Genomic DNA, 19,410 nt, shown 5'->3' with positions numbered 1-19,410 from the left:
CACTCGTACCGATTCTCTGAAGATTGCGGACGGCTGCTCGGCGGGGTCAGTATCATTTATCCGCTACAGGCGTTGCCGTCGCCGCAGTCTTCCCCACTTGCCGGAGCGACAACCGTTTGGCGCGCTGGCTGTCGGAACCAATCGGTAGGATCAGTGATCACTCAATGCGGGTGGAGGAGACCACCCTTTAGTTCCGCGCACGGCCGCGCACATCCGAGCGGGAGCGTGACGTGAAGCAGGTCAAGTACGCGATCATTTGCGCCGTGCTGCTGGGGAGCGGGTGCTGGGTTTCGCAGGGGGCCGCTCAGAACCCGGAAACCGGTTCCGCGGCCGAGCTCGCCGCGATCCGTGCAGGATCTCAGGCGTTTACGGCCGCATTCAACGCGGGCGACGCCAAGGCCGTCGCGGCCCTCTGGACAGCCGATGGCGACTACAATGACGAATCCGGCAAGAAGTTCGCCGGCCGGGCCGAGATCGAACAGAACTACGCTAGATTCTTCGCCGAGAACCCCGGCGCCCGTCTGCGGATCGTCATCGATTCGCTCCGGCTGCTCAGCGATACGGCCGCCATCGAAGACGGTCGAACCATTCTGGAGTCTCCGGCGCAGGGGGCTCCCGCCGCCGGAAAATACACGGCCGTGCATGTCAAGGTCGACGGCAAGTGGCTGATGTCCACTGTCCGCGACAGCCGGATGGAATCCCCCTCGGCCTATCGCAACATCGCCGACCTGGAATGGCTGATCGGAGTCTGGGCCGCCGAAGAGCACGGCCAGAAATCCGAGTCCGTCTGCCGCTGGATCGCCAACAAGAGTTTCGTCGAACGGAAGTACTCCGTCACGCACTCGGACGGCGCCACGCTCTCGGGCCTGCAACTGATCGGCTGGAATCCCCAGGCGGGACACGTTCAATCCTGGAACTTCAGCCCGGACGGCGGAAACGCGATCGGCGTCTGGTCTCCCCTCCCGGACGGCTGGTCCGCCGAAGTCCGCGGGATGACTGGAGAGGGCATCCCCACCGAAGCGGTCGTGCTTCTGCAACGCCTGGATGACAACGCCTACCTCTGGAAGTCGGTCCGTCGATCGGTCGGCGGTCAGCCTTTGCCCGACACCGAAGAAGTCGTCCTCAAGCGCCAGCCCGCAAAGTAGTCCTTCGACGCGAGTTCGTCCCAGTCCCCGAATCGCGACCCGCGCCGCGGAGAATCCAGCATGCACCGAAAACTCCTGGTTGCCACGTTGAGCCTGAGTCTGATCGCCATCCTCGGCCCGACGCTGAGCTGGGGCCGGGGCTTTGGCGGTGGAGGCGGCGGCTTCCGCGGTGGTGGTGGAGGCGGTTTCGGGGGTGGAGGCTTCGGCGGAGGTGGGGGCGGCGGTTTCAGCCGTGGCGGATTTGGCGGTGGAGCTGGTGGCGGCTTCGGCGGTGGAGGCGGATTTGACCGCGGCGGAGCGGGCGGTTTTGGAGGAGGCGGCGCCGGCGGCGGATTCGACCGTGGCGGGAGCTTCGGCGGCGGAGCAGGAGGTTTCGATCGCGGGGGAGCCGGTGGTTTCGGCGGCGGTGGCTTCGGAGGGGCCGGTGCGGGTGGCTTCAACCGTGGCGGCGCCGGCGGTGCGGCGGGCGCTGCAGGCGGGGGATTTGATCGAGGCGCCGCTCAGGGCGGCGCTTTCAATCGCTCCGGCGCTGGCGGTTTTGGAGGCGAAGGACAGCGCAACAACCTGCCCGGGCTGGGTGGCGACGGCTACAATCGTTCGGGCTTTGGGCAAGGGGCGGATGGCGGATTTGGCAATCGCTTTTCCTCACCCGATCGCAGCCAGCTCAACAGCTTTCTGGGACTGCCGTCCGATGAAGGCCTCCACAACCTCGGAGGCAGCCAGCAGTTCGGCGGGAACAATTTCGACGTGAATCACGGCTCGTACGAAGGCCCGCGCGGCGGAACGGCCACCGGGACCACAGTCACCGGGCCGCAGGGGAATACCGTCGGACGCGGTGCTGCGGTCGGTCCCGACGGCGGCGCAGTCGCCGGTCGCGGCTTTGAAGGGGCCGGCGGCGCAGCCGGGTTTCAAGGGGCGGCCGTCGGCCGGAACGGAGGCTTCGCCGCAGGGGGCGCAGTCCGCGGACCCGATGGCGGAGTCGCGGCTCGCGGCATGGCGGTCGGACCGAACGCCGCAGGCTTCGTTCGAGTTTCGCCCTCAGGGCGCTACACCTGCGCAACCGCCGTCCGTGGCAACTTCGACCATTGGGGCGTCTATGGGACCGGTTGGTATACGAACCATCCGGGCGCCTGGTTCGCCGCGGGCTGGGGCGCCAGCGCCATCTGGCAGGCGGCGACCTGGGGCTCGGTGGGCGACTGGATGGGCTACTATCCGCCGGCCCCGATCTACTACGACTATGGCAACAACGTCACCTACCAGGACAACAGCGTCTACGTGAACGGTCAGAACGTCGGCTCGTCCGAAGACTACTATAACCAGGCGGCCAGTCTGGCGGCCGCGGGAACACAGGCCCAGGCGCCGGCCGACGGCCAATGGATGCCGCTGGGAGTCTTCGCCCTGACGAAACCGGATCAGTCCAAATCCGACGTCACCATTCAGCTCGCAGTGAATCCGCAGGGCGTGCTGCGCGGCAACTACACCGACAACGCCACCGGACAGTCGCAGGTCATCCACGGCTCAGTCGATAAGAAATCGCAGCAGGTCGCCTTTACGATGGGAGACGACTCGACGAAAGTCATCGAAACGGGCCTCTACAACCTGACGAAGGACGAGGCGCCGGCTTTGATTCATGACGGCAAAGATCGCACGGAACAATGGCTGCTGGTCCGGTTGAAGCAACCCGACGCCGGAACGACGTCGAACTGAGCGCGTCGCTGCGGCCGACGCAGAACGTCTCCCAACGGTTTCTACCGGCGGCCCGCAACGCAGCGACGACCCGAAAACCGCTCTTCCCCAGTTCCCCGTTCCCCGCTAAAACTCCCGCGCGGTCGGCATGGATTCCGAGGTCGCGACAGTATTCCAGGGGCGAGTGAAATGCAGTGTCCGCGTTGCAAGACGCACGACGTCTACCTGAGCCGCAGTGCCAATTCGAACCTGCTCTCCTTCGTGGTGGCGACCGTCCGCTGCCACCGCTGCTGTTATCTCTTCACCGTTCCACGCTGGTCGGCGGTCGAGAAAACCCCGGACGAATCGGCCGCGCATCAGCAACAGAAACGCCGGGCGGCGTAACGACGAATTGCCGCGATACGGTCCGGGTGGCCGGGGCAGGAGCGTCTTCGCGATGCCCCGGAGTCCATTGCCCTTGAGGCCTCCCATCGGTCCCCTGCGCATCGGCGCAACCAAGAGCGATTGGACAACGAACCCCAGTCGTGTCTTCCTGACTCCGGACCCAGCTACTTTTTCGCTTCGTCCGCGCCGAACCGCACGTCCTGCAGCAGCGAATACAGGACGATGTTCGTGGCAATCCGGACGGCGTCCTCCGGAACATAGCCCGGGCAGCTTGCGCTCGACTGACGTTCGAGCGCGCAACTGATGTCGTACTTGCTGTAGATCACCACGTACCGACCGTCGACTTCGATCCCTTCGAGGAACGGCTCACCTTCGCGGACCTCGCTCAGGAGCGGGCCGTTCGCTTCCCCCGGCTCCGCCCCGCGCCGGCGGACGCGCTTCAGGTCGTGGCCGATGCGATCCGAGAACAGCTCGTGCGAAACCGGAATGCGGTCAAGCCGGCGGTCCGGATAGAGCTGCTCCATCAGTTCGCGGAAGCTCTTGTCGAACGGCCTGGCCCCGCAGCAGGCATCCGCAAACAGGACCCCTCCGCGCGACAGATAGAGCTTGAGCTGCTCGCGCTCGGGTCCGCTCAGGTCGAACCGGCTGCGGCCGTGCATATAGACCAGCGGATACTGAAACAGGTTTTCGTCGGTGAGGACCAGGTTCTGCGGTCGAACGGCGGCGATGCCCCCCGCGGTTTCGTTGAGAGCCGTGAGCAGATTCTTGAGGGCCTGCGGGGCAGTGTCCCAGCCGCCGCTGTGGCGGATCTTGGCGATCTCCAGCAGGCTCCGTTCCACGCGATTGAGGTCCTTGTTGCTGGCGATCTTCGGAGCGTCGAGTTTGGCGGGAGGCTCGCGTCCGGTCGCATAGGCGATCACATTGATGCCGATCTGCGTCGACCGGATGATCCGCGCCTTCAGACGCGGGTTGCGCTTCGGCGGATCGTGACGAGCCCAGTATTCCCACAGACAGCCGAGATCCTCGGGGCAGTAAATCACCGACGTCCGGCAGCCGAAGTCGACCCCCAGCAGTTCGACCCCTTCCGGCTGCAACGGGTACTCGGCCCGATAGACCGGGTGGTCGTGCGGCAGGGGCTTCAGCTCGGATTCGCCCGGCGGCAGAATGCGGGGCAGCAGCTCGCGAAAGCTCTGCTCGAAGCCGGCGCTGCCGCAGGTGGGAGAGACGAACAGAAAACCGCCGTTGAGCAGGTACTCCTGCAGCAGCGCCTCTTCGGCCTCGGTAAACGAGAGGGGCTGCTCGCCGCTGAGGAATAGAACCGGCGCCTGGAGGAGATCGTTCACGCCCCCCCCGTCAACCGCCCTGGCGATGTCGACTTCCTGGGCGGTGAGGAGCTGGGGCCAGCGTTCGAGGCCGCTGATCAATTCCACGAGGTTGCGGACGTCGCGGGGATGGCGGTTCCAGTCGTCCCCGGCGATTTCTTTCTGCTTGATGACGTCCCGCGGCCCGTGCTTGAGCTTGTTGACCAGGACCGGGGCGAGCCCCTTGGAAAGAAACAGGAGCGAGAAACTCGTCGAAACCACCGGGCCTTGCGACTCGTTCCAGGATCCGTCGTTGATCTGCATGACGGTCAGTACCTTGGCCCCCTGGCGGTACCAGTCCTGATCCCCGAAGAACCGGCGGCCGGTCAGCCGCCCGGCCCGTTCCATCCCGTAGAGATAATAAAGGAGCCAGCTCCCGTTCCCCGGATTCTGCGTCACCGAGAAGTGATTCGCCATCCATCGGACCGCCCGGTCGGTGGCCTTGTCGGGTTCGCGCACCTGGCAGCAGGGGGGGAGGCCGTCGGGGCCGATCCCTGCATCGTCCTGCAGCATCTGGCCGATGATTGTGGTCGAAGACAGGCCGGCGACCGTCATGCTCCCGCTGCTCGACTGGCGATCGCCGTAGGCCCAGCCTCCGTCCGGATTCTGCCGGCTCGACCAGTAGCCCATCGCGCGAACCCACGTCTCTCGATCGATGGGAATGCCGGCCTCCGCCGCTTCGCGCAGCCCCAGAATGGCGAACTGGGCGTTGCTGGGGTCCCCCCCGCTCCGCGAAGTATAGCCCCAGCCCCCCGTGTTCGGACCCGCGGTGATCTGGCCCTCTTCCAGACGCTGAGCCAGCCTGGCGATGCGCGGCAGTTCGCTGGGATCTTTGGCGGCGACCAGCGCCATGATCATCAGCGAAATCTCATAGGTCTGTTTCGGTTCATTATCCACCGGAACGCGGCGCAACGCCTGGAGCCCCTTCCGGACCACCGGATGATTGGCCGGCACATCGGCATTGAGCAGCGCCAGGAGGGCGAGCGACGTGATCCCCACAACATGCTGATCCGTCGATCCCCATTCGCCGTCGAGCGTCTGCTGATTGGCAAGAAACTGCACCCCGCGCTGAATGGCGCGATCGACTTCCTGCTTGGAGACGTCCGCGGCCAGCGCAGGGCCGGCCGCCTGAAGCGCCGCCACCCAGACAACGATCAGCGGCAGGCGCCAGCGTGCGAGGATCGTCATCATCAGCTCCACCAGTTTCTGCAGTCGACACCACTGCCAGCCGCGGGCGGTGATTTCCTGCCCGCACAATCATATCTCGGCTGCGACGGCGGGCGAAGGTGAGAAGTCCCATCCAAGGCCTGTTTCCCGAACCGGGTGGCCGGGGCAGGTGCGTCTTCGCGATGCCCCGGTCTTGAGTCGCAATCGAAATCAGCGGCCACGCTTGTGAGGCGCGCGTCCGGTCCCCTCCCCCTCCGTCTGTGGCGGGCGAGGGTTAGGGTGAGGGCCTCTTCGCAGTTTTTCCGGAAGGAAATGCGCCTTCACTCTGGCCCTTTCCCACCTCAGAATGCGGGAAAGGGGACCAGACAAGGACACGCCGTTTCAGAATCGCGACCGGTGATTTATACGCCACCCGTCACCAGCCCCCAGACCGTCTTCAAGAACGGCGGAGCCGCCTGCAGGGTGAAGTAACCGAAGAACGCGCACGACCACACCAGCACCAGGAAGCGGACCGGCCCGATCGACAGGCTCCGTGAGAGGATCTTCGTATTCAAGTAGAGCAGCAGCAGCGAGTAGAGGAACATCACCGCGCCGTTCATCGCCGCGGCGAGCTGCACCTGCAGCAGCGGCTCGCGAGTCACAAACAGCAGGATCAGCGAACCGAGCAGAATCTCGCCCCACAGGAACAGGCTGTAGAGCCGGCTGACCGTCCAGCCGGGATGGTTCAGCAGATAGTTGACTTTGACGATATCCGCGGAAATCCGAGCCGTGCCGTCGAGCACGCCGAGCTCGGTCGTCAGCAGAATGGCCACGCCGGCGATCAGATACGCGTAGCGCAGGAAGACGCCCAGCGGCCGCTGGCCAAGCAGCTCCGCCTGGCCCCAGACGAATTTCATGCCGCTCCCCAGCCCAGTCGCATCGGAACGGAGCACCCCCTGCTCGTCGTACAGCAGCGAATAGGCGATCAGCGCCAGCAGCGACAGGCAGACGACGCACGTCCCGAGAAAACTGATGCCGTGTTCGATGTTCGCCGCCCGCCACCAGCCGCGCCAGCGCTGCATGTTTTCGGGCGTATGGTGAAAGTGGAAGCCGGTCTCCGCCGCCGCCTCTTCCTGTCCCGTGAGCGGGCTGACGATCCGGCCGAGGTACTGGCCCATGCCGTACCCCTTGTCCTTGATATAGCCGCTCTGCCCCAGATTCAGCGTTCCCCCGGCTCCGGCGAAGGCCAGCGCTCCGAGCAACTGCATGGACGTCAGCCCGGTCGCCTGCAGATCCGGAAACGAGCCGACGCTGGCCACCCCCCGACCGAGCGCCACCCAGGCGTCCGGACGGATGACGGCGCAGCCGATGATCGTGGTCAGGATCAGGATCAGGCCGACCAGCCACATCTGCAGTCGTTCGACAGTGTTGTAGACGATCGGACCGGCGGTCAGGATCGCCCCGCAAGCGACCAGGCTGCCGATGCTCAGCAGCCCCGCAGGCGACAGCGACGTCCCGGCGATCAGCGGCTCGGTCCCCCCGTCCGGACCAAGCAACAGCCCCAGAAGCAGTTCTGAAGCGGCCGTGGACCAGCCCGGAAAGGCCCAGGGAACGATGTTGAGAATCAGAAAAATCCACGCCCACTGCCGGCTCAGACGGCTGAAGCCCGTGATGGCGCTTTCGCCGGTGACCAGCGTCCAGCGCTCGATCTCCATGTTCACGAAGAACTGCGTAATAACGCCCAGCAGGCAGGCCCAGAAGAAAACGAAGCCCGAGTGATAGACGATATTCGGCCAGAGAATGTACTCGCCCGATCCCAGCGCCAGGCCCGCCAGGATGATGCTGGGGCCGACCATCCGCCGCCAGGGCAGGGGTTCGGGAAGCTCGCGATAGCGCAACGGGGGCAGATGCCGGTGCGGAATGACATCATCCGGCACCAGCTCTTCGGTGACGCTCATTGTCGGTCGATCCCTGCGGGGCGTTCGTTGAAATCACGAAGCCGGCAGGATAGTCGATCCGCGCAGCAGTGAGAACCGCCGCACGCAAACAGGGGCGGCGGTCGGTGTTCAGGGAATAAGCACGAAGAAGCCACGCGGCGGGAGCGATCGCTGCCTCCCGCCGCGCGGCTTTCCGCATCATCAGGCTTCGTCGAGGAATGAGCGGGCCAGCTCCTCCGCAAAGAAACCCGAGATTACAGCGCGGCCTGGGCGGCCTTCTGCCGACGGCGGAAAGCGCCGAGGGCCAGCGGAACCAGCATCGTGCCGAACATCGCGATGGACGCGGGTTCGGGGGTAACCGCGTCGGTGCGCACCGTCGGAGGTGCTTGCAGGGTCACTGCGGCGTTCAAAGTACCGGTTTGCCCAGCTTGGAGGAAAATCACAGAGACATTGGCCTCTGTTGTTTCTTTTCCCGCCAGCAGTCCAGTTCCACTTGGCGTGAATGCGCCAGTGAATACAAACCCGCGGAAGGCCCCATCGTTAACAGTTTGGATGCCCGATGAGGCTACAAAACTTCCAAAATCAGCGCTCGTAAACTGAAAACCACTGAGATTGGCAACGTCGACAATCACGTTCAGAAACGTCTCGCTAGTAGACGGCGCTAAAGGATCCATCGGGTCAACGTTGTAGACAGCGAAGTCGCCCATACCGTCGACTTCTTTCGAGCTCATGTTAAACTGAAAGCTCTCGAAAGTCGTCAGATTTGCTCCAGTTGGCAGCGGACTTACCGCTCCCGAGTTAAAACCAATCGATCCCATGATCAGAGCCGCCTGAGCGCTGGCGCCGGTCGAAAGAAACGCTGCCGTCGTCAAAGCCATCAAGAACTTCTGCATCCTAATCACTCCATCGCTAAGGAAATGCTATTTGAAACCGATGGCCCGCTACACTTTCTACATCGCTGGCGCAACGCCCCGATGCACTCGAGTTCTGCCTGATGACAACCGATCAGCCTCGCGGATCCCGCGCGACGCTGTCGACACGTGAACGATCCTAGCGACGTTTCCCCGTCTCGCAAGACAGGTTTCGTGAAACTTCTGCATGCTTCTCAGGATTCGCAAACATCGCCCAATTCCCATTCGTTGGTGCGTAGTTCGCAGGCGGAAACTGGGTAGCACAGCGAATTCGGGTCAACCTCGTGCCGTCGCGATTCGTCACTGCAAGAGCTGCGGCAATCTGCCGTGCACGGCTGCGGTCTGGCGGATGACGAGCAGATGACCAAGCGGAAACATGAATCCCCCTTCGCCATCGACCTGTTCCCAGCTTCCCAGCTCGGGGTTATTCTGCAACTGTTGCATCAGCGCAGTCATCGTATTCATCCCATCCAGACGATGACCGACCTGGTAGATTCGGGCAGTCGTCGTCTGGTCCGCCCGTGCCTGCGTCGTAACAAATTCCACTTCCTCAACCGCCCAGCGCGCGAGTCCGTGGGATTTCAACGCTTCATCGAGCATGGAATACCGCGCTCGCTTGTCACCCGGGTGCTTTAACAGCACCTTGTCGAGTTCGATCCCCTCGTCATTCAATGCGTTGACGTCAATCTGCCAGCCCAGTTTTTGCTCGCCGAGAACCTGTTTCAGGAACTCCACCAGCGGTATCTCCCGGGCCGGTGAATCGAGCGGCCCCCGAAGTGCATCTGCAATCCGTAAGCCGACACGATCGGCGGCGGTTGGAATCGGCTTACGTCCGCGCGCATGAACAGCCAGATCAGCGACCAACTGACGGATCTCTGAGTGACCCCGGCTGGACTGTTCGATAACCAGCCCTTGAGGAGTCAGGTCGCCAATGCTTCCTCCGCGACCATCAATTTCCTTCCAGCGCAGACCCGTCACACCCATCAATCCGGACTTGAGGGAATCGACATCCTCGACGAGGGGCCCCCAGCCGATCGTCGGGTAGCGAATCGGATAGAGGCGTTCATCATCTTCTTCCTGCAGGACGACTTTCAGCTCTCCTCTGTCAACGGCAAAGACCAGTGGACTTACGGCCCGCAGTCGATTCAGGGCCGAACCTAGCGTCGTACCCGCGACATGAACCATTACTTTCTTCTGATCACATTCGCGCTCAGTCACTTTTGGAGACAAGGCCAGCGTCAGCTTATGCCGCTCCGCGAGATCTTTCAGCACGTCGCCGATCGTCGCATTGTCGAAATCGAGCGACGTCTTCTGCAGCAGCCGGCGGTCGGTCTGAGCGGAAGCCGGGTGCGCCAGGCCGACAACCATCGCGAGCACTGCGATCGAGAACTTCAACGGGGTTACGAGAAGTCCCATGCCGTCGTCTCCGGTCTCGAAGAACTGAGTTCCGTGGACTGAGATCGAGCGATCATCGTCCTGTGAACTGACCTTGTAGCACGCCCGCGGCCTCTCTGCCATTTCTTAACTTCATTGCGTCCTCGACACCGCGAAGGTCCCGTCGAATACCCCGAAACGCACTGACCGAGCCGAACTCGCCCCAAGCTCAAACCCATTCTTCCCCATCCAGCGCTCGCCGACAGGATATCGTGGCCAGCGGGACCGGGATTACCTTGAAAAACGAGGATTCGGCGACGACCTTCCGATTTCCTCATTGACCCTCCGGTGACACAGCCATATCGTTCATCGACGATCAACGATTCTGGAGTTCCCATGCCTCCCGTAAATTCAACAAAACGCTGTTGCGACGACCAGCCCGCCACGCTGCCCTCCGACGTTTCCGCAGAACGCCTCGCGGCTCTGGCGTGGGCGCTCGCCCATCCCGCACGCGTCCGGATCTTGCGGCTGCTCGTCAGCCGCACGACCTGCGTCTGCGGCGAAATCGTCAGCGAGCTTCCGCTGGCGCAGTCGACCGTGTCGCAGCATCTGAAGATTCTGAAAGAATCCGGGCTCGTGCAGGGCGAAGTCGACGGCCCGAAGGTCTGTTACTGCATCAACCGCGATCAGCTTCACGAATTGAAGGCCCTCGTGGCGGGCCTGTAAGTCCCGATGTCCCGGAGCAATCCCCCCACGCGGATTGCCGATTCTGACCGAGGAAGAAGTGAGCATGAAACACGTCCAGATCTACGACAAGCCGATGTGCTGCTCGACGGGCGTCTGCGGCCCGCAGGTTGACCCCGTCCTCCCCCGCTTTGCGGCAGACCTCGACTGGCTGAAATCACAGGGGCACCAGGTCGAGCGATTCAACCTCGCGCAGCAGCCCGATGCATTCATCGCCAACCCCGACGTCCATCAACTGCTGGCCACCCAGGGAACCGACTGCCTGCCGCTGGTCGTCGTCGACGGCGCCATCGTCAGCCGCAAAGGCTATCCCTCTCGCGAAATGCTCACCATGTGGGCCGGTCCGGCGGGTGCCGCGACGGCCACCTTGCCCGTTGTGAAACCGTCAGGCGGTTGTTGCGGCGGCGCCGCCTGCGGCTGATGGCGGCAGGGTTCTCGTCGGTCTTTGCGAGAGGTCACCATGGAATTCGTCGAACACGCCACGCGGAATCTGTTCTTTACCGGCAAGGGTGGCGTCGGCAAGACGTCGCTGGCCTGCGCGACGGCGGTCCGCCTCGCCGATGCCGGCCAGCGGGTTCTGCTGGTCTCCACCGATCCCGCGTCGAATCTCGACGAAGTCCTCGGGGTCCAGCTCGGTTACCGACCTTCGCCCATTCCCGCAGTCCCGGGTCTGTCGGCGATGAACCTCGATCCCGCCGCGTCGGCGGCCGAGTACCGCGAGCGGATGGTCGGCCCCTATCGCGGGCTCCTCCCCGCCGCGGCCGTCGCCAGCATGGAAGAACAGTTCTCCGGCTCCTGCACGCTGGAGATCGCGGCCTTTGACGAATTCTCCCGGCTGCTGGGCGACGCCTCGGCCACGTCGGAATTCGATCACGTGATCTTCGACACCGCCCCGACCGGCCACACGCTGCGCCTGCTGACCCTGCCCTCCGCCTGGTCGGGCTTCATGGAGACCAACACGACCGGAACCTCCTGCCTGGGGCCGCTCGCCGGCCTGCAGGCGCAACAGAAGCTGTATCAGTCCACCGTCGAGGCGCTGGCCAATGCCGAAGTGACCACGCTGATCCTGGTCACGCGTCCGGAAGCCGCCGCCCTCCGCGAAGCCGCCCGCACGAGCGGCGAACTCGCCGGGCTCGGCGTCCGGAATCAGCACCTCGTCGTCAACGGCGTCTTCCAGGCCACCGACGTCGCTGATCCGCTGGCAGTGGCCATGCAGGCTCGCGGCGAGCAGGCCCTCGTCGAACTGCCGGAGGCCCTTCGCGAACTCCCTGTGACGCAGATTCCCCTCACGTCCGCGGGTTTCGTGGGCATCGAATCGCTCCGCAATCTGGGCAATCTCACCGATCTGCCAGCCCCGCCGCCCGTAGCGGCGGAAGAGGCGCCCGCCGTCTCGGTCGGACTCGGGTCGCTGCTGGAGGATCTGACTGCCGCCGGTCACGGCGTCATTCTGGCGATGGGCAAAGGAGGCGTCGGCAAGACGACCGTGGCGGCGGCAATCGCCGTGGCCCTTGCCGAGCGCGGACTTCGCGTGCATCTTTCGACGACCGATCCCGCAGCGCATCTGTCGGGCGCGATGGCGGGCGAAGAATTGCCGACGCTGACCGTCAGTCGGATCGATCCGCAGGTGGAAACGGCCCGTTATTCCGCCGAGGTTCTGGCCACGGCCGGCGCCGGGCTGGACGACAGCGGGCGGGCGTTGCTGCAGGAAGATCTGCGATCCCCCTGCACCGAAGAAATTGCCGTCTTTCGCGCATTCGCCGAGGCCGTCGACGAAGGTCGCGATCATTTTGTCGTCCTGGATACGGCCCCCACCGGCCACACGATTCTACTGCTCGACGCGGCCCTGGCATATCACCGCGAAGTCACGCGTCAGTCGAGCCAGATGCCCGACGCCGTGGCGCAATTGCTTCCACGCCTGCGCGATCCGGAGTTCACAAAGGTTCTGCTCGTGACGCTTCCCGAAGCGACCCCGGTCCACGAAGCCGCCCAGTTGCAGCAGGATCTCCGCCGGGCGCAGATCGAACCGTGGGCTTGGGTCATCAACCAGAGCCTGACCCCGCTGACCGTGACCGATCCCGTGCTGCAGAGCCGTCGGCAGCACGAGCGAACGTATCTTGACGAAGTCACCGGCAGCCTGTCCTCGCGGACGGTTCTGCTACCGTGGCACGCCACGCCGCCGACCGGGCTGGAAGGGCTGCGGTCGCTGGTGGCGGGATAGTTCCTCACCCCCCTCACCCCGTCACCGGCAGATCCATCAACTGCCGGAACCGCTCCAGCACCCGCTGCTTGAGCGGACCAAACTCGACCCGATCCAGCCGGCCGCTGTCGACCAGCTCAAACGCCTTCGTCCGGGCTTCTTCCAGCAACTCCTGATCGCGGACCAGGTCCGCGACTTTGAGCGGCAATGCTCCGTGTTGACGCGTCCCCAGCACGTCGCCGCCGCCGCGAAGCTCCAGATCGGTCTGCGCAATCTGAAAGCCGTCCGCAGAGGCTTCCAGCGTGGCCAGACGTTTGACGGCGTCGGGCTGATCGACGCTTGAAAACAGGAAGCAATACCCCTGGAACCGGCCCCGGCCGATTCGCCCCCGGAGCTGATGCAACTGCGACAGCCCGAACCGCTCCGCCTGCAGAATGACCATCAGCGTGGCGTTCGGGACGTCGACGCCGACTTCGATCACCGTCGTCGCGACGAGCGCATCCAGCTCGGCGGCGCGGAACCGCTCCATCACATCGGCCCGCTGATCCCGCCCGAGCTGACCGTGCAGCAGCCCGACGCGGAAATCTTTCAATTCGCCCGCCGACAGATTGCGGAAAACCTGCTCGGCCGCCGCCGACAGCGCCGGCGTTTCGTTGTCGAGCTCGGCTTCGACGCGCGGACAGACGACATAGATCTGCCGGCCCTCGGCCAGTTTCCCCCGCAGAAACTCCCAGACTTTGCGCTCCGCTCCCGGTCCCGAAATCCGGCTGGTCACGACCTTCTGGCGCCCGGGCGGCAGTTCGTGGATCGAGGTCAGATCGAGGTCGCCGAACTGCGTCAGGCACAGGCTCCGCGGAATCGGCGTGGCGGTCATCACCAGCACGTGCGGCGTGGTCTCGCCCGACGCGAACTTCGCCCGCTGCATCACGCCAAACTTGTGCTGCTCGTCGATGACGACCAGGCCGAGCTTCGCAAACTCCACGTCCTTCTGAATGATCGCCTGCGTCCCGACCACGAGCTGCACCGCACCGCTGCGGATCCCGGCGAGCGTTTCGCGCCGTTCGGCGGCAGTGAGCTGCCCCGTCAGCAGCCGGCGTTCGACACGGCTCTGCGCCAGCAGCCGTTCGATCGTCTGCCAGTGCTGCTGAGCGAGGACTTCCGTCGGAGCCATCACCACCGCCTGCTGGCCGGCGGCGACGGCCGCCAGCATCGCGTAGACTGCCACCGCAGTCTTCCCCGCGCCGACGTCCGCCTGCAGCAGCCGATGCATGGCCTGTTCGCGTCCCAGGTCGGCGGCGATGTCCCGAATCGCCTGGTCCTGGCCGGCGGTCAGTTGAAACGGAAACAGCCGGCGGATGCGGGCGTCGATCTTCGACGTCACCGGCAACGGCACCGCCTTATTCTCCTTCCGCCAGTAGCGCCGACGGAGGGCGATGCCAAGCTGAAACTCCAGCAGATCCTCGTAAAGCACCCGCCGGAGCCCCGCGCGGTATTCGTCCATCGTGGCCGGCTGATGAAGCTGCCGGACGGCGTCGGCCATCCGCGGCAACTGCAATTCGTCGCGGAGGGCTTCCGGCCACGGATCGGGGAGCAACTCGACGGCGTCTTCGACCGCATGCTGAATCATCCGCCGGAGCTCGTGGAGTTTCAGCCCTTCGGTCAGGCGATAGCGGGGGATCAGGCCGCCATCGGCGGCGGTGTCGTCTTCTTCGAGAAACTGAACTCGGGGATGCGAAAACTCCCAGCGTTTCTGACGGAATTTCGGGGCCGCGGAAAAGAGGACCCGCTGGCCGTCCTGGAACTTCTGCAGCATCCAGGGCTGGTTGAACCAGACGCCGCGGGCGTAGCCGCCATCGCACTGCAGCAGGATGGCGGTCATCGTCTTGCCGGTCGACGTGAGACGGGAATCGCGGTCGACCACAACGCCGCGAACGGTCTGCAACTCCCCTTCGACCAGTTCGAAAATCGGTTTGACGTGCGTCAGGTCGAGGACGTCCCGCGGCAGGTGCAGCAGCAGGTCTTCGACGGTGAAGATCTCCAGCTTCGCCAGCAGCTCAGCGCGCGCCGGCCCGACACCCCGCACAAACTGCACGGACTGTTCAAGCGGCGACAGCGCTGGGGGCGTGACGGACGTCATGGCGGCAGGGAGCATCTCCTGCACAAGTGATGACGAAAGCAGAGGGAGTTTTCAACCGCCGGAACCGAGCCCGACCGAGCGATGATCGAGTTGGACCGAATTGAACGGACTCAACCGGCAGTCTCAGCCGGCTGAGCCGGCCGGCGGGAACCAGAAGGGAATGCCCCACGGGACAAACAGAATCGCCAGCAGAGTTCCGGTTGCTTTGACTGCCGAACTCTCGCCAAATTCGAGACGCGGCAGAACGCCACCCGACCACGAACTCAAAACGTCCCACGGCGTAGTCGAGAAGGCCTTCCCCGTCGCCGGCATGACCAGCACAATGACTGGAAGGACGACGGCGGACAGCAACGCGCCCCCGGCAAATGATCGGGATCGGCGCAGGTACGCGATACTCCATGCGAACCATAAGAGCAGGAAGAGTGCGACGTAATCCATGGAAATGTACTGCGTCTCGAAACCAGCACGTTCCATCCAGCCTGCAAGACTTGCGACGAACTGAAAGCTCTGACTGCAGGTCACGACCACAAGCAGCCAGGCCGCAGTCGTTCGCAGATAGGAATGGCCGTACCAGACTGAGCAGGGAATCCCGATTGCGGACATCACGATCCCTCCAAACAGAGTTCCCCAGATGATGCGACCCGCTTCAAAGGTCAGTCCACGGAACAATTCGGCGTCAAAACTGGCAAACAAGACGAGCCGAAACGTCAAACCGGCCAGCATCGACAGAGCCGAGAGCACAAAAGACATCAGCACGGCGCGCAGCAGTACGCTCTTGCGACCACGGAGAAACCAGGGCTCACGCAGCATCGGCGGCATTCGGACTTCCATTCAGGAGACTGCCGCCAGGATTCTGGCACACCGGCGTCACCGCTGACAGATCAAGTCCCCCTCCCTCGCATTTCCTCCGTGCCCTCAGTGTTCTCCGTGGTTCCAGCTCCCGGTCTTCATTCGCGCCGATTCGTGCCATTCGTGGTTGCTTCTCTTCTCGGACTTTCTCTTCTCCGCGTCCTCCGCGGCTCTGCGGTGAAATCTTCTTCCTCTTCACCCCCGTGGTTCCAACTCCCGGTCTTCATTCGCGTCAATTCGTGCCATTCGTGGTTGCTACTCTTCTCGGCTGTTCAATTCTCCGCGTCCTCCGCGTCCTCCGCGGCTCTGCGGTGAAATCTTCTTCCTCTTCACCTCCGTGGTTCCAACTCCTGGTCTTCATTCGCGTCAATTCGTGCCATTCGTGGTCGCTACTCTTCTCGGCTGTTCAATTCTCCGCGTCCTCCGCGCCTCCGTGGTGAAATCTTCTTCCTCTTCACCTGGCAGTCAGCCCCTTCCCCAACTTCCTTCGTGCCTCCGCGCGATTCCCCCGCTACAATCGGCCGCGTCGTTCGATCCATCTGCCGTTGTTCTGCGGGAGAGTGCCGCCGTGCTGACCGGAATTCGTGTTTGCGTCTGTCTGGCGATTGTGGGGATGGCCTGCGCGGCGAATGCCGCCGAGCGGACCGCATGGACGACCTCCCGCGTCGTCGGAACGCCCGAGCCGCCGCTGCCGTTCAAGACCGAGAGAGTCTACCCGAACATCAGCTTCGACCATCCGGTCCTGATCGCCTACCCGCCGGGCATCGACCGCATGGTCGTCGGAGAGCAGGCCGGTAAGCTCTGGTCGTTTGCGCTGAAGGACGTCGCCACGAAAGAACTGGTGATCGATCTCAAAACGGCCCTGAAACCTCCCGAAGGCCAGACCGTCGACGCCTTCTACGGGCTGGCCTTCGATCCCGCGTTTGCCGAGAACCGGTATGTCTATCTGTGCTACGTCCTCAAGGGTAAAGGGGACGAGGTCCTGCCCGAAGGGTCGCGCGTCTCCCGCTTCCGCATGGCGCAGCTCGATCCCCCGCAGATCGACGCCAGCAGCGAGACCGTGATCATCTCCTTCCTCGCCGGCGGACATAACGGCGGCTGCCTGGAATTCGGCCCCGACAAGTATCTCTATATCACGACGGGGGACGGAGCCGGGCCGAATCCGCCCGACCAGTTGCGGACGGGACAGGACTGCTCGGATCTGCTCTCCTCGATTCTGCGGATTGACGTCCACAAAACGTCTGGAGACAAGCAGTACGCGGTGCCGGCTGACAACCCGTTCGTCGGCCGCGAGAACGTCCGGCCCGAGATCTGGGCGTTCGGTTTCCGCAATCCGTGGAAAATGACCTTCGACCGCAAGACGGGCGAGCTGTGGGTCGCCGATGTCGGCTGGGACCAGTGGGAGATGGTTCATTGGGTCGGCAAGGGAGGCAATTACGGCTGGAGCGCCTTCGAAGGCCGACAGCCGATCCTGCCGGATGCCACAATCGGCCCCTCGCCGGTCGTTCCGCCACTGATCGAACTGCCGCACGCCATCGCCGCGAGCGTGACTGGCGGCTATGTCTATCGGGGGAGTAAGTTCCCGGAACTGCGCGGCGAGTACATCTTCGGCGACTGGGAATCGAAGCTCCTCTGGACCGTCCGCCGGGATTCGCAGGGACTCGGCGTCCTGAAGGACCTGGCCGACACCGGTCTGCAGATCGTGGCCTTCGGCGAAGATCCCGCCGGGGAGCTCGTGCTGGCCGACTACGGCCAGGGAGTGATTCACACGCTGGCGCGGAATGAGAACGCGGGAAAGCCCTCAAACTTTCCGCGGAAGCTGAGCGAAACCGGACTCTTCGCCGACGTTCAGCAGCAGCAACCGGCAGCGGGAGTGCTGGCGTTCGACGTCAACCAGCCGCAGTGGTCGGACTATGCCACTGCCCGGCGCTGGCTGGCGATGCCGGGGACCGACCCGATCGTCTGGCATCCAGGGGATGTCCCCATCCCGAACAGCATGTTCACGCGGCAGCAGGAGTTCCCCGCCGGGACCGTGCTGACGAAGACGCTGACGCTGGAAATGGAAGCCGGGAAGCCGGCGTCGGCCCGCAAGATCGAAACGCAGCTCCTGCACTACGACGGCCGCGACTGGCGCGGGTATTCGTACGCCTGGAACGACGATCAGACGGACGCTGAGCTGGTTCCGGCCGAGGGCCAGGAAAAATCGCTGGTCGTGCGGGACGAGCGCTGGGCGGGCGGGAAGCGAATTCATCAGTGGAGCTTCACCGGCCGCCGGCAGTGCCTGTCGTGCCACACCCCCTGGGCCCAACAGGCCCTGGCATTCAACCCGGCTCAACTCAATCGGACCGTCGAACGCGACGGCCAACCGGTCAATCAGCTCGCATGGCTCGAAGATCACGGCGTCTACTCCCGGATCGACGGCAACAAACAATCTCTGGCGGCGCTCGATGAGGCAGCGCTTGCGAAAGTCCCAAAGCTAGCCCGGCGGGACGATCCGCACGCGACTGACGCCGAACAAGCCCGCAGTTACCTGCACGTGAATTGCAGCCATTGCCACCGGTTCAACGGCGGCGGAGCGGGGAGCTTTGAACTGCTGCTGAAGTTCAAAGACTCTGAAATGCACGCCCTCGACGAGCTGCCGCGGCAGGGGAATTTCGACATTCCCGATGCCCGGATCATCGTGCCAGGCGATCCGGCGAAGAGCCTGCTGTATCTCCGGATGGCCAAGTTCGGCCGGGGTCGAATGCCGCACCTGGCGAGTGAATATGTCGACGAGCAGTCGCTGTCGCACATCGAGAAGTGGATTGCGGGGCTCGGCCAAGCGGACACGAAAGCCAAGCCGCCAGCGGACCCGCTGGCCTCGCTGGAAACGGCGTTGATGACCGCCCGCAAGCTGGGCCGTTCCGAGTTGCCCCCGGCAGAACGGGACACACTGCTGGCGGCGGCAGTGAAGCATTCGTCGCCGGTGATTCAGGACTTGTTCGCCGGCTATCAGCCCCCCGAACGCCGGCGGATCACGCTGGGCAGCGTCATCCGCCCTGAGACAATTCTGCAGCGGACGGGGGATGTCGAACGGGGCGAGAAACTGTTCTGGCTCACCGCCGGCATGCAGTGCCGCAATTGTCACAAAGTCGGCGAACAGGGGGGCTCGACCGGCCCGGAACTGCGGGAGTCGTCCGAGAAGCGGACGCGGGTGGAGATCCTGGAAAACCTGCTTGATCCCTCCAAGGTGATCGACCGCAAGTACGTGACCTACGTCGTGCAGACGGACGACGGCAAGGTCATCACGGGACTTCTGGTCCGCCAGGACGCCAAAGAAGTTGTCCTGCGCGACGCCCAGGGGAAGGACATCGCAATTCCGCGCAACGAGGTGGAAGTCCTGCAGCAGAGCCCGAAATCGCTGATGCCCGAAGGAATGCTCCGCGACCTGACGGCCCAGGAGGCCGCCGATCTGCTGGACTATCTCGTGGCCCTGAAGACACGCACCACGCCGCCGCCCAAGCCCATTGAGACCAGTCGCTAATTCAACCGGGTGGCAC

Annotated in this window: 13 protein-coding genes; 7 read left to right on the top strand and 6 right to left on the bottom strand. The window is 64.0% G+C overall.

All coding sequences use genetic code 11. From position 1 onward, the window contains the following. Nucleotides 1-230 precede the first annotated feature (230 nt). The 3 genes from SH412_RS07030 to SH412_RS07020 all read left to right on the top strand — a co-directional run bounded on the left by SH412_RS07030 (nt 231) and on the right by SH412_RS07020 (nt 3,215). Nucleotides 231-1,145: a YybH family protein gene (locus tag SH412_RS07030; RefSeq protein ID WP_336522802.1), complete on the top strand. Its 915-nt coding sequence runs from the start codon at nt 231-233 to the stop codon at nt 1,143-1,145. 60 nt (nt 1,146-1,205) lie between these two features. Beyond that, the gene (locus SH412_RS07025) at nt 1,206-2,852 is read left to right on the top strand and encodes a hypothetical protein (RefSeq protein ID WP_336522801.1); all 1,647 of its coding nucleotides are present in this window, start codon (nt 1,206-1,208) and stop codon (nt 2,850-2,852) included. A 168-nt stretch (nt 2,853-3,020) separates the two neighbouring features. After that, complete coding sequence (locus SH412_RS07020) at nt 3,021-3,215, top strand: hypothetical protein (RefSeq protein ID WP_336522800.1); 195 nt, start codon at nt 3,021-3,023, stop codon at nt 3,213-3,215. Between the two features lie 164 nt (nt 3,216-3,379). On the opposite strand, the gene SH412_RS07015 is transcribed toward SH412_RS07020, so the two are convergent. The 4 genes from SH412_RS07015 to SH412_RS07000 form a co-directional block, all read right to left on the bottom strand. Further along, nucleotides 3,380-5,833, bottom strand: a complete 2,454-nt coding sequence (locus SH412_RS07015) for a DUF4159 domain-containing protein (RefSeq protein ID WP_336522799.1) — start codon at nt 5,831-5,833, stop codon at nt 3,380-3,382. A 311-nt stretch (nt 5,834-6,144) separates the two neighbouring features. Beyond that, nucleotides 6,145-7,680, bottom strand: coding sequence for an Nramp family divalent metal transporter (locus tag SH412_RS07010; protein ID WP_336522798.1), 1,536 nt, complete (start codon nt 7,678-7,680; stop codon nt 6,145-6,147). Nucleotides 7,681-7,913: 233 nt separating this feature from the next. Next, nucleotides 7,914-8,552, bottom strand: coding sequence for a PEP-CTERM sorting domain-containing protein (locus tag SH412_RS07005; protein ID WP_336522797.1), 639 nt, complete (start codon nt 8,550-8,552; stop codon nt 7,914-7,916). Nucleotides 8,553-8,870: 318 nt separating this feature from the next. After that, nucleotides 8,871-9,965, bottom strand: coding sequence for a hypothetical protein (locus SH412_RS07000; protein WP_336522796.1), 1,095 nt, complete (start codon nt 9,963-9,965; stop codon nt 8,871-8,873). Nucleotides 9,966-10,340: 375 nt separating this feature from the next. Between SH412_RS07000 and SH412_RS06995 the strand changes: the two genes are divergently transcribed. The 3 genes from SH412_RS06995 (at nt 10,341) to arsA (ending at nt 12,906) form a co-directional block, all read left to right on the top strand. Further along, on the top strand, nt 10,341-10,670 hold the full coding sequence (locus tag SH412_RS06995; RefSeq protein WP_336522795.1) for an ArsR/SmtB family transcription factor: 330 nt from the start codon (nt 10,341-10,343) through the stop codon (nt 10,668-10,670). Between the two features lie 64 nt (nt 10,671-10,734). Beyond that, complete coding sequence (gene arsD, locus SH412_RS06990) at nt 10,735-11,109, top strand: arsenite efflux transporter metallochaperone ArsD (protein WP_336522794.1); 375 nt, start codon at nt 10,735-10,737, stop codon at nt 11,107-11,109. Nucleotides 11,110-11,148: 39 nt separating this feature from the next. After that, complete coding sequence (gene arsA / locus SH412_RS06985; protein WP_336522793.1) at nt 11,149-12,906, top strand: arsenical pump-driving ATPase; 1,758 nt, start codon at nt 11,149-11,151, stop codon at nt 12,904-12,906. 13 nt (nt 12,907-12,919) lie between these two features. On the opposite strand, the gene recG is transcribed toward arsA, so the two are convergent. Then, nucleotides 12,920-15,037, bottom strand: a complete 2,118-nt coding sequence (gene recG / locus SH412_RS06980; protein WP_336522792.1) for an ATP-dependent DNA helicase RecG — start codon at nt 15,035-15,037, stop codon at nt 12,920-12,922. Between the two features lie 108 nt (nt 15,038-15,145). Continuing rightward, nucleotides 15,146-15,841 (bottom strand): hypothetical protein, encoded by a 696-nt coding sequence (locus tag SH412_RS06975; protein ID WP_336522791.1) that lies wholly within the window; start codon nt 15,839-15,841, stop codon nt 15,146-15,148. 598 nt (nt 15,842-16,439) lie between these two features. On the opposite strand from SH412_RS06975, the gene SH412_RS06970 reads away from it, so the two are divergent. Next, nucleotides 16,440-19,394, top strand: coding sequence for a PQQ-dependent sugar dehydrogenase (locus tag SH412_RS06970; protein WP_336522790.1), 2,955 nt, complete (start codon nt 16,440-16,442; stop codon nt 19,392-19,394). The last annotated feature ends 16 nt before the right edge of the window (nt 19,395-19,410 follow it).

The sequence above is a fragment of the Planctellipticum variicoloris genome (genome assembly GCF_030622045.1).
GTDB classification, from domain to species: domain Bacteria; phylum Planctomycetota; class Planctomycetia; order Planctomycetales; family Planctomycetaceae; genus Planctellipticum; species Planctellipticum variicoloris.
This window is presented reverse-complemented; position numbering and strand designations above follow the sequence as displayed.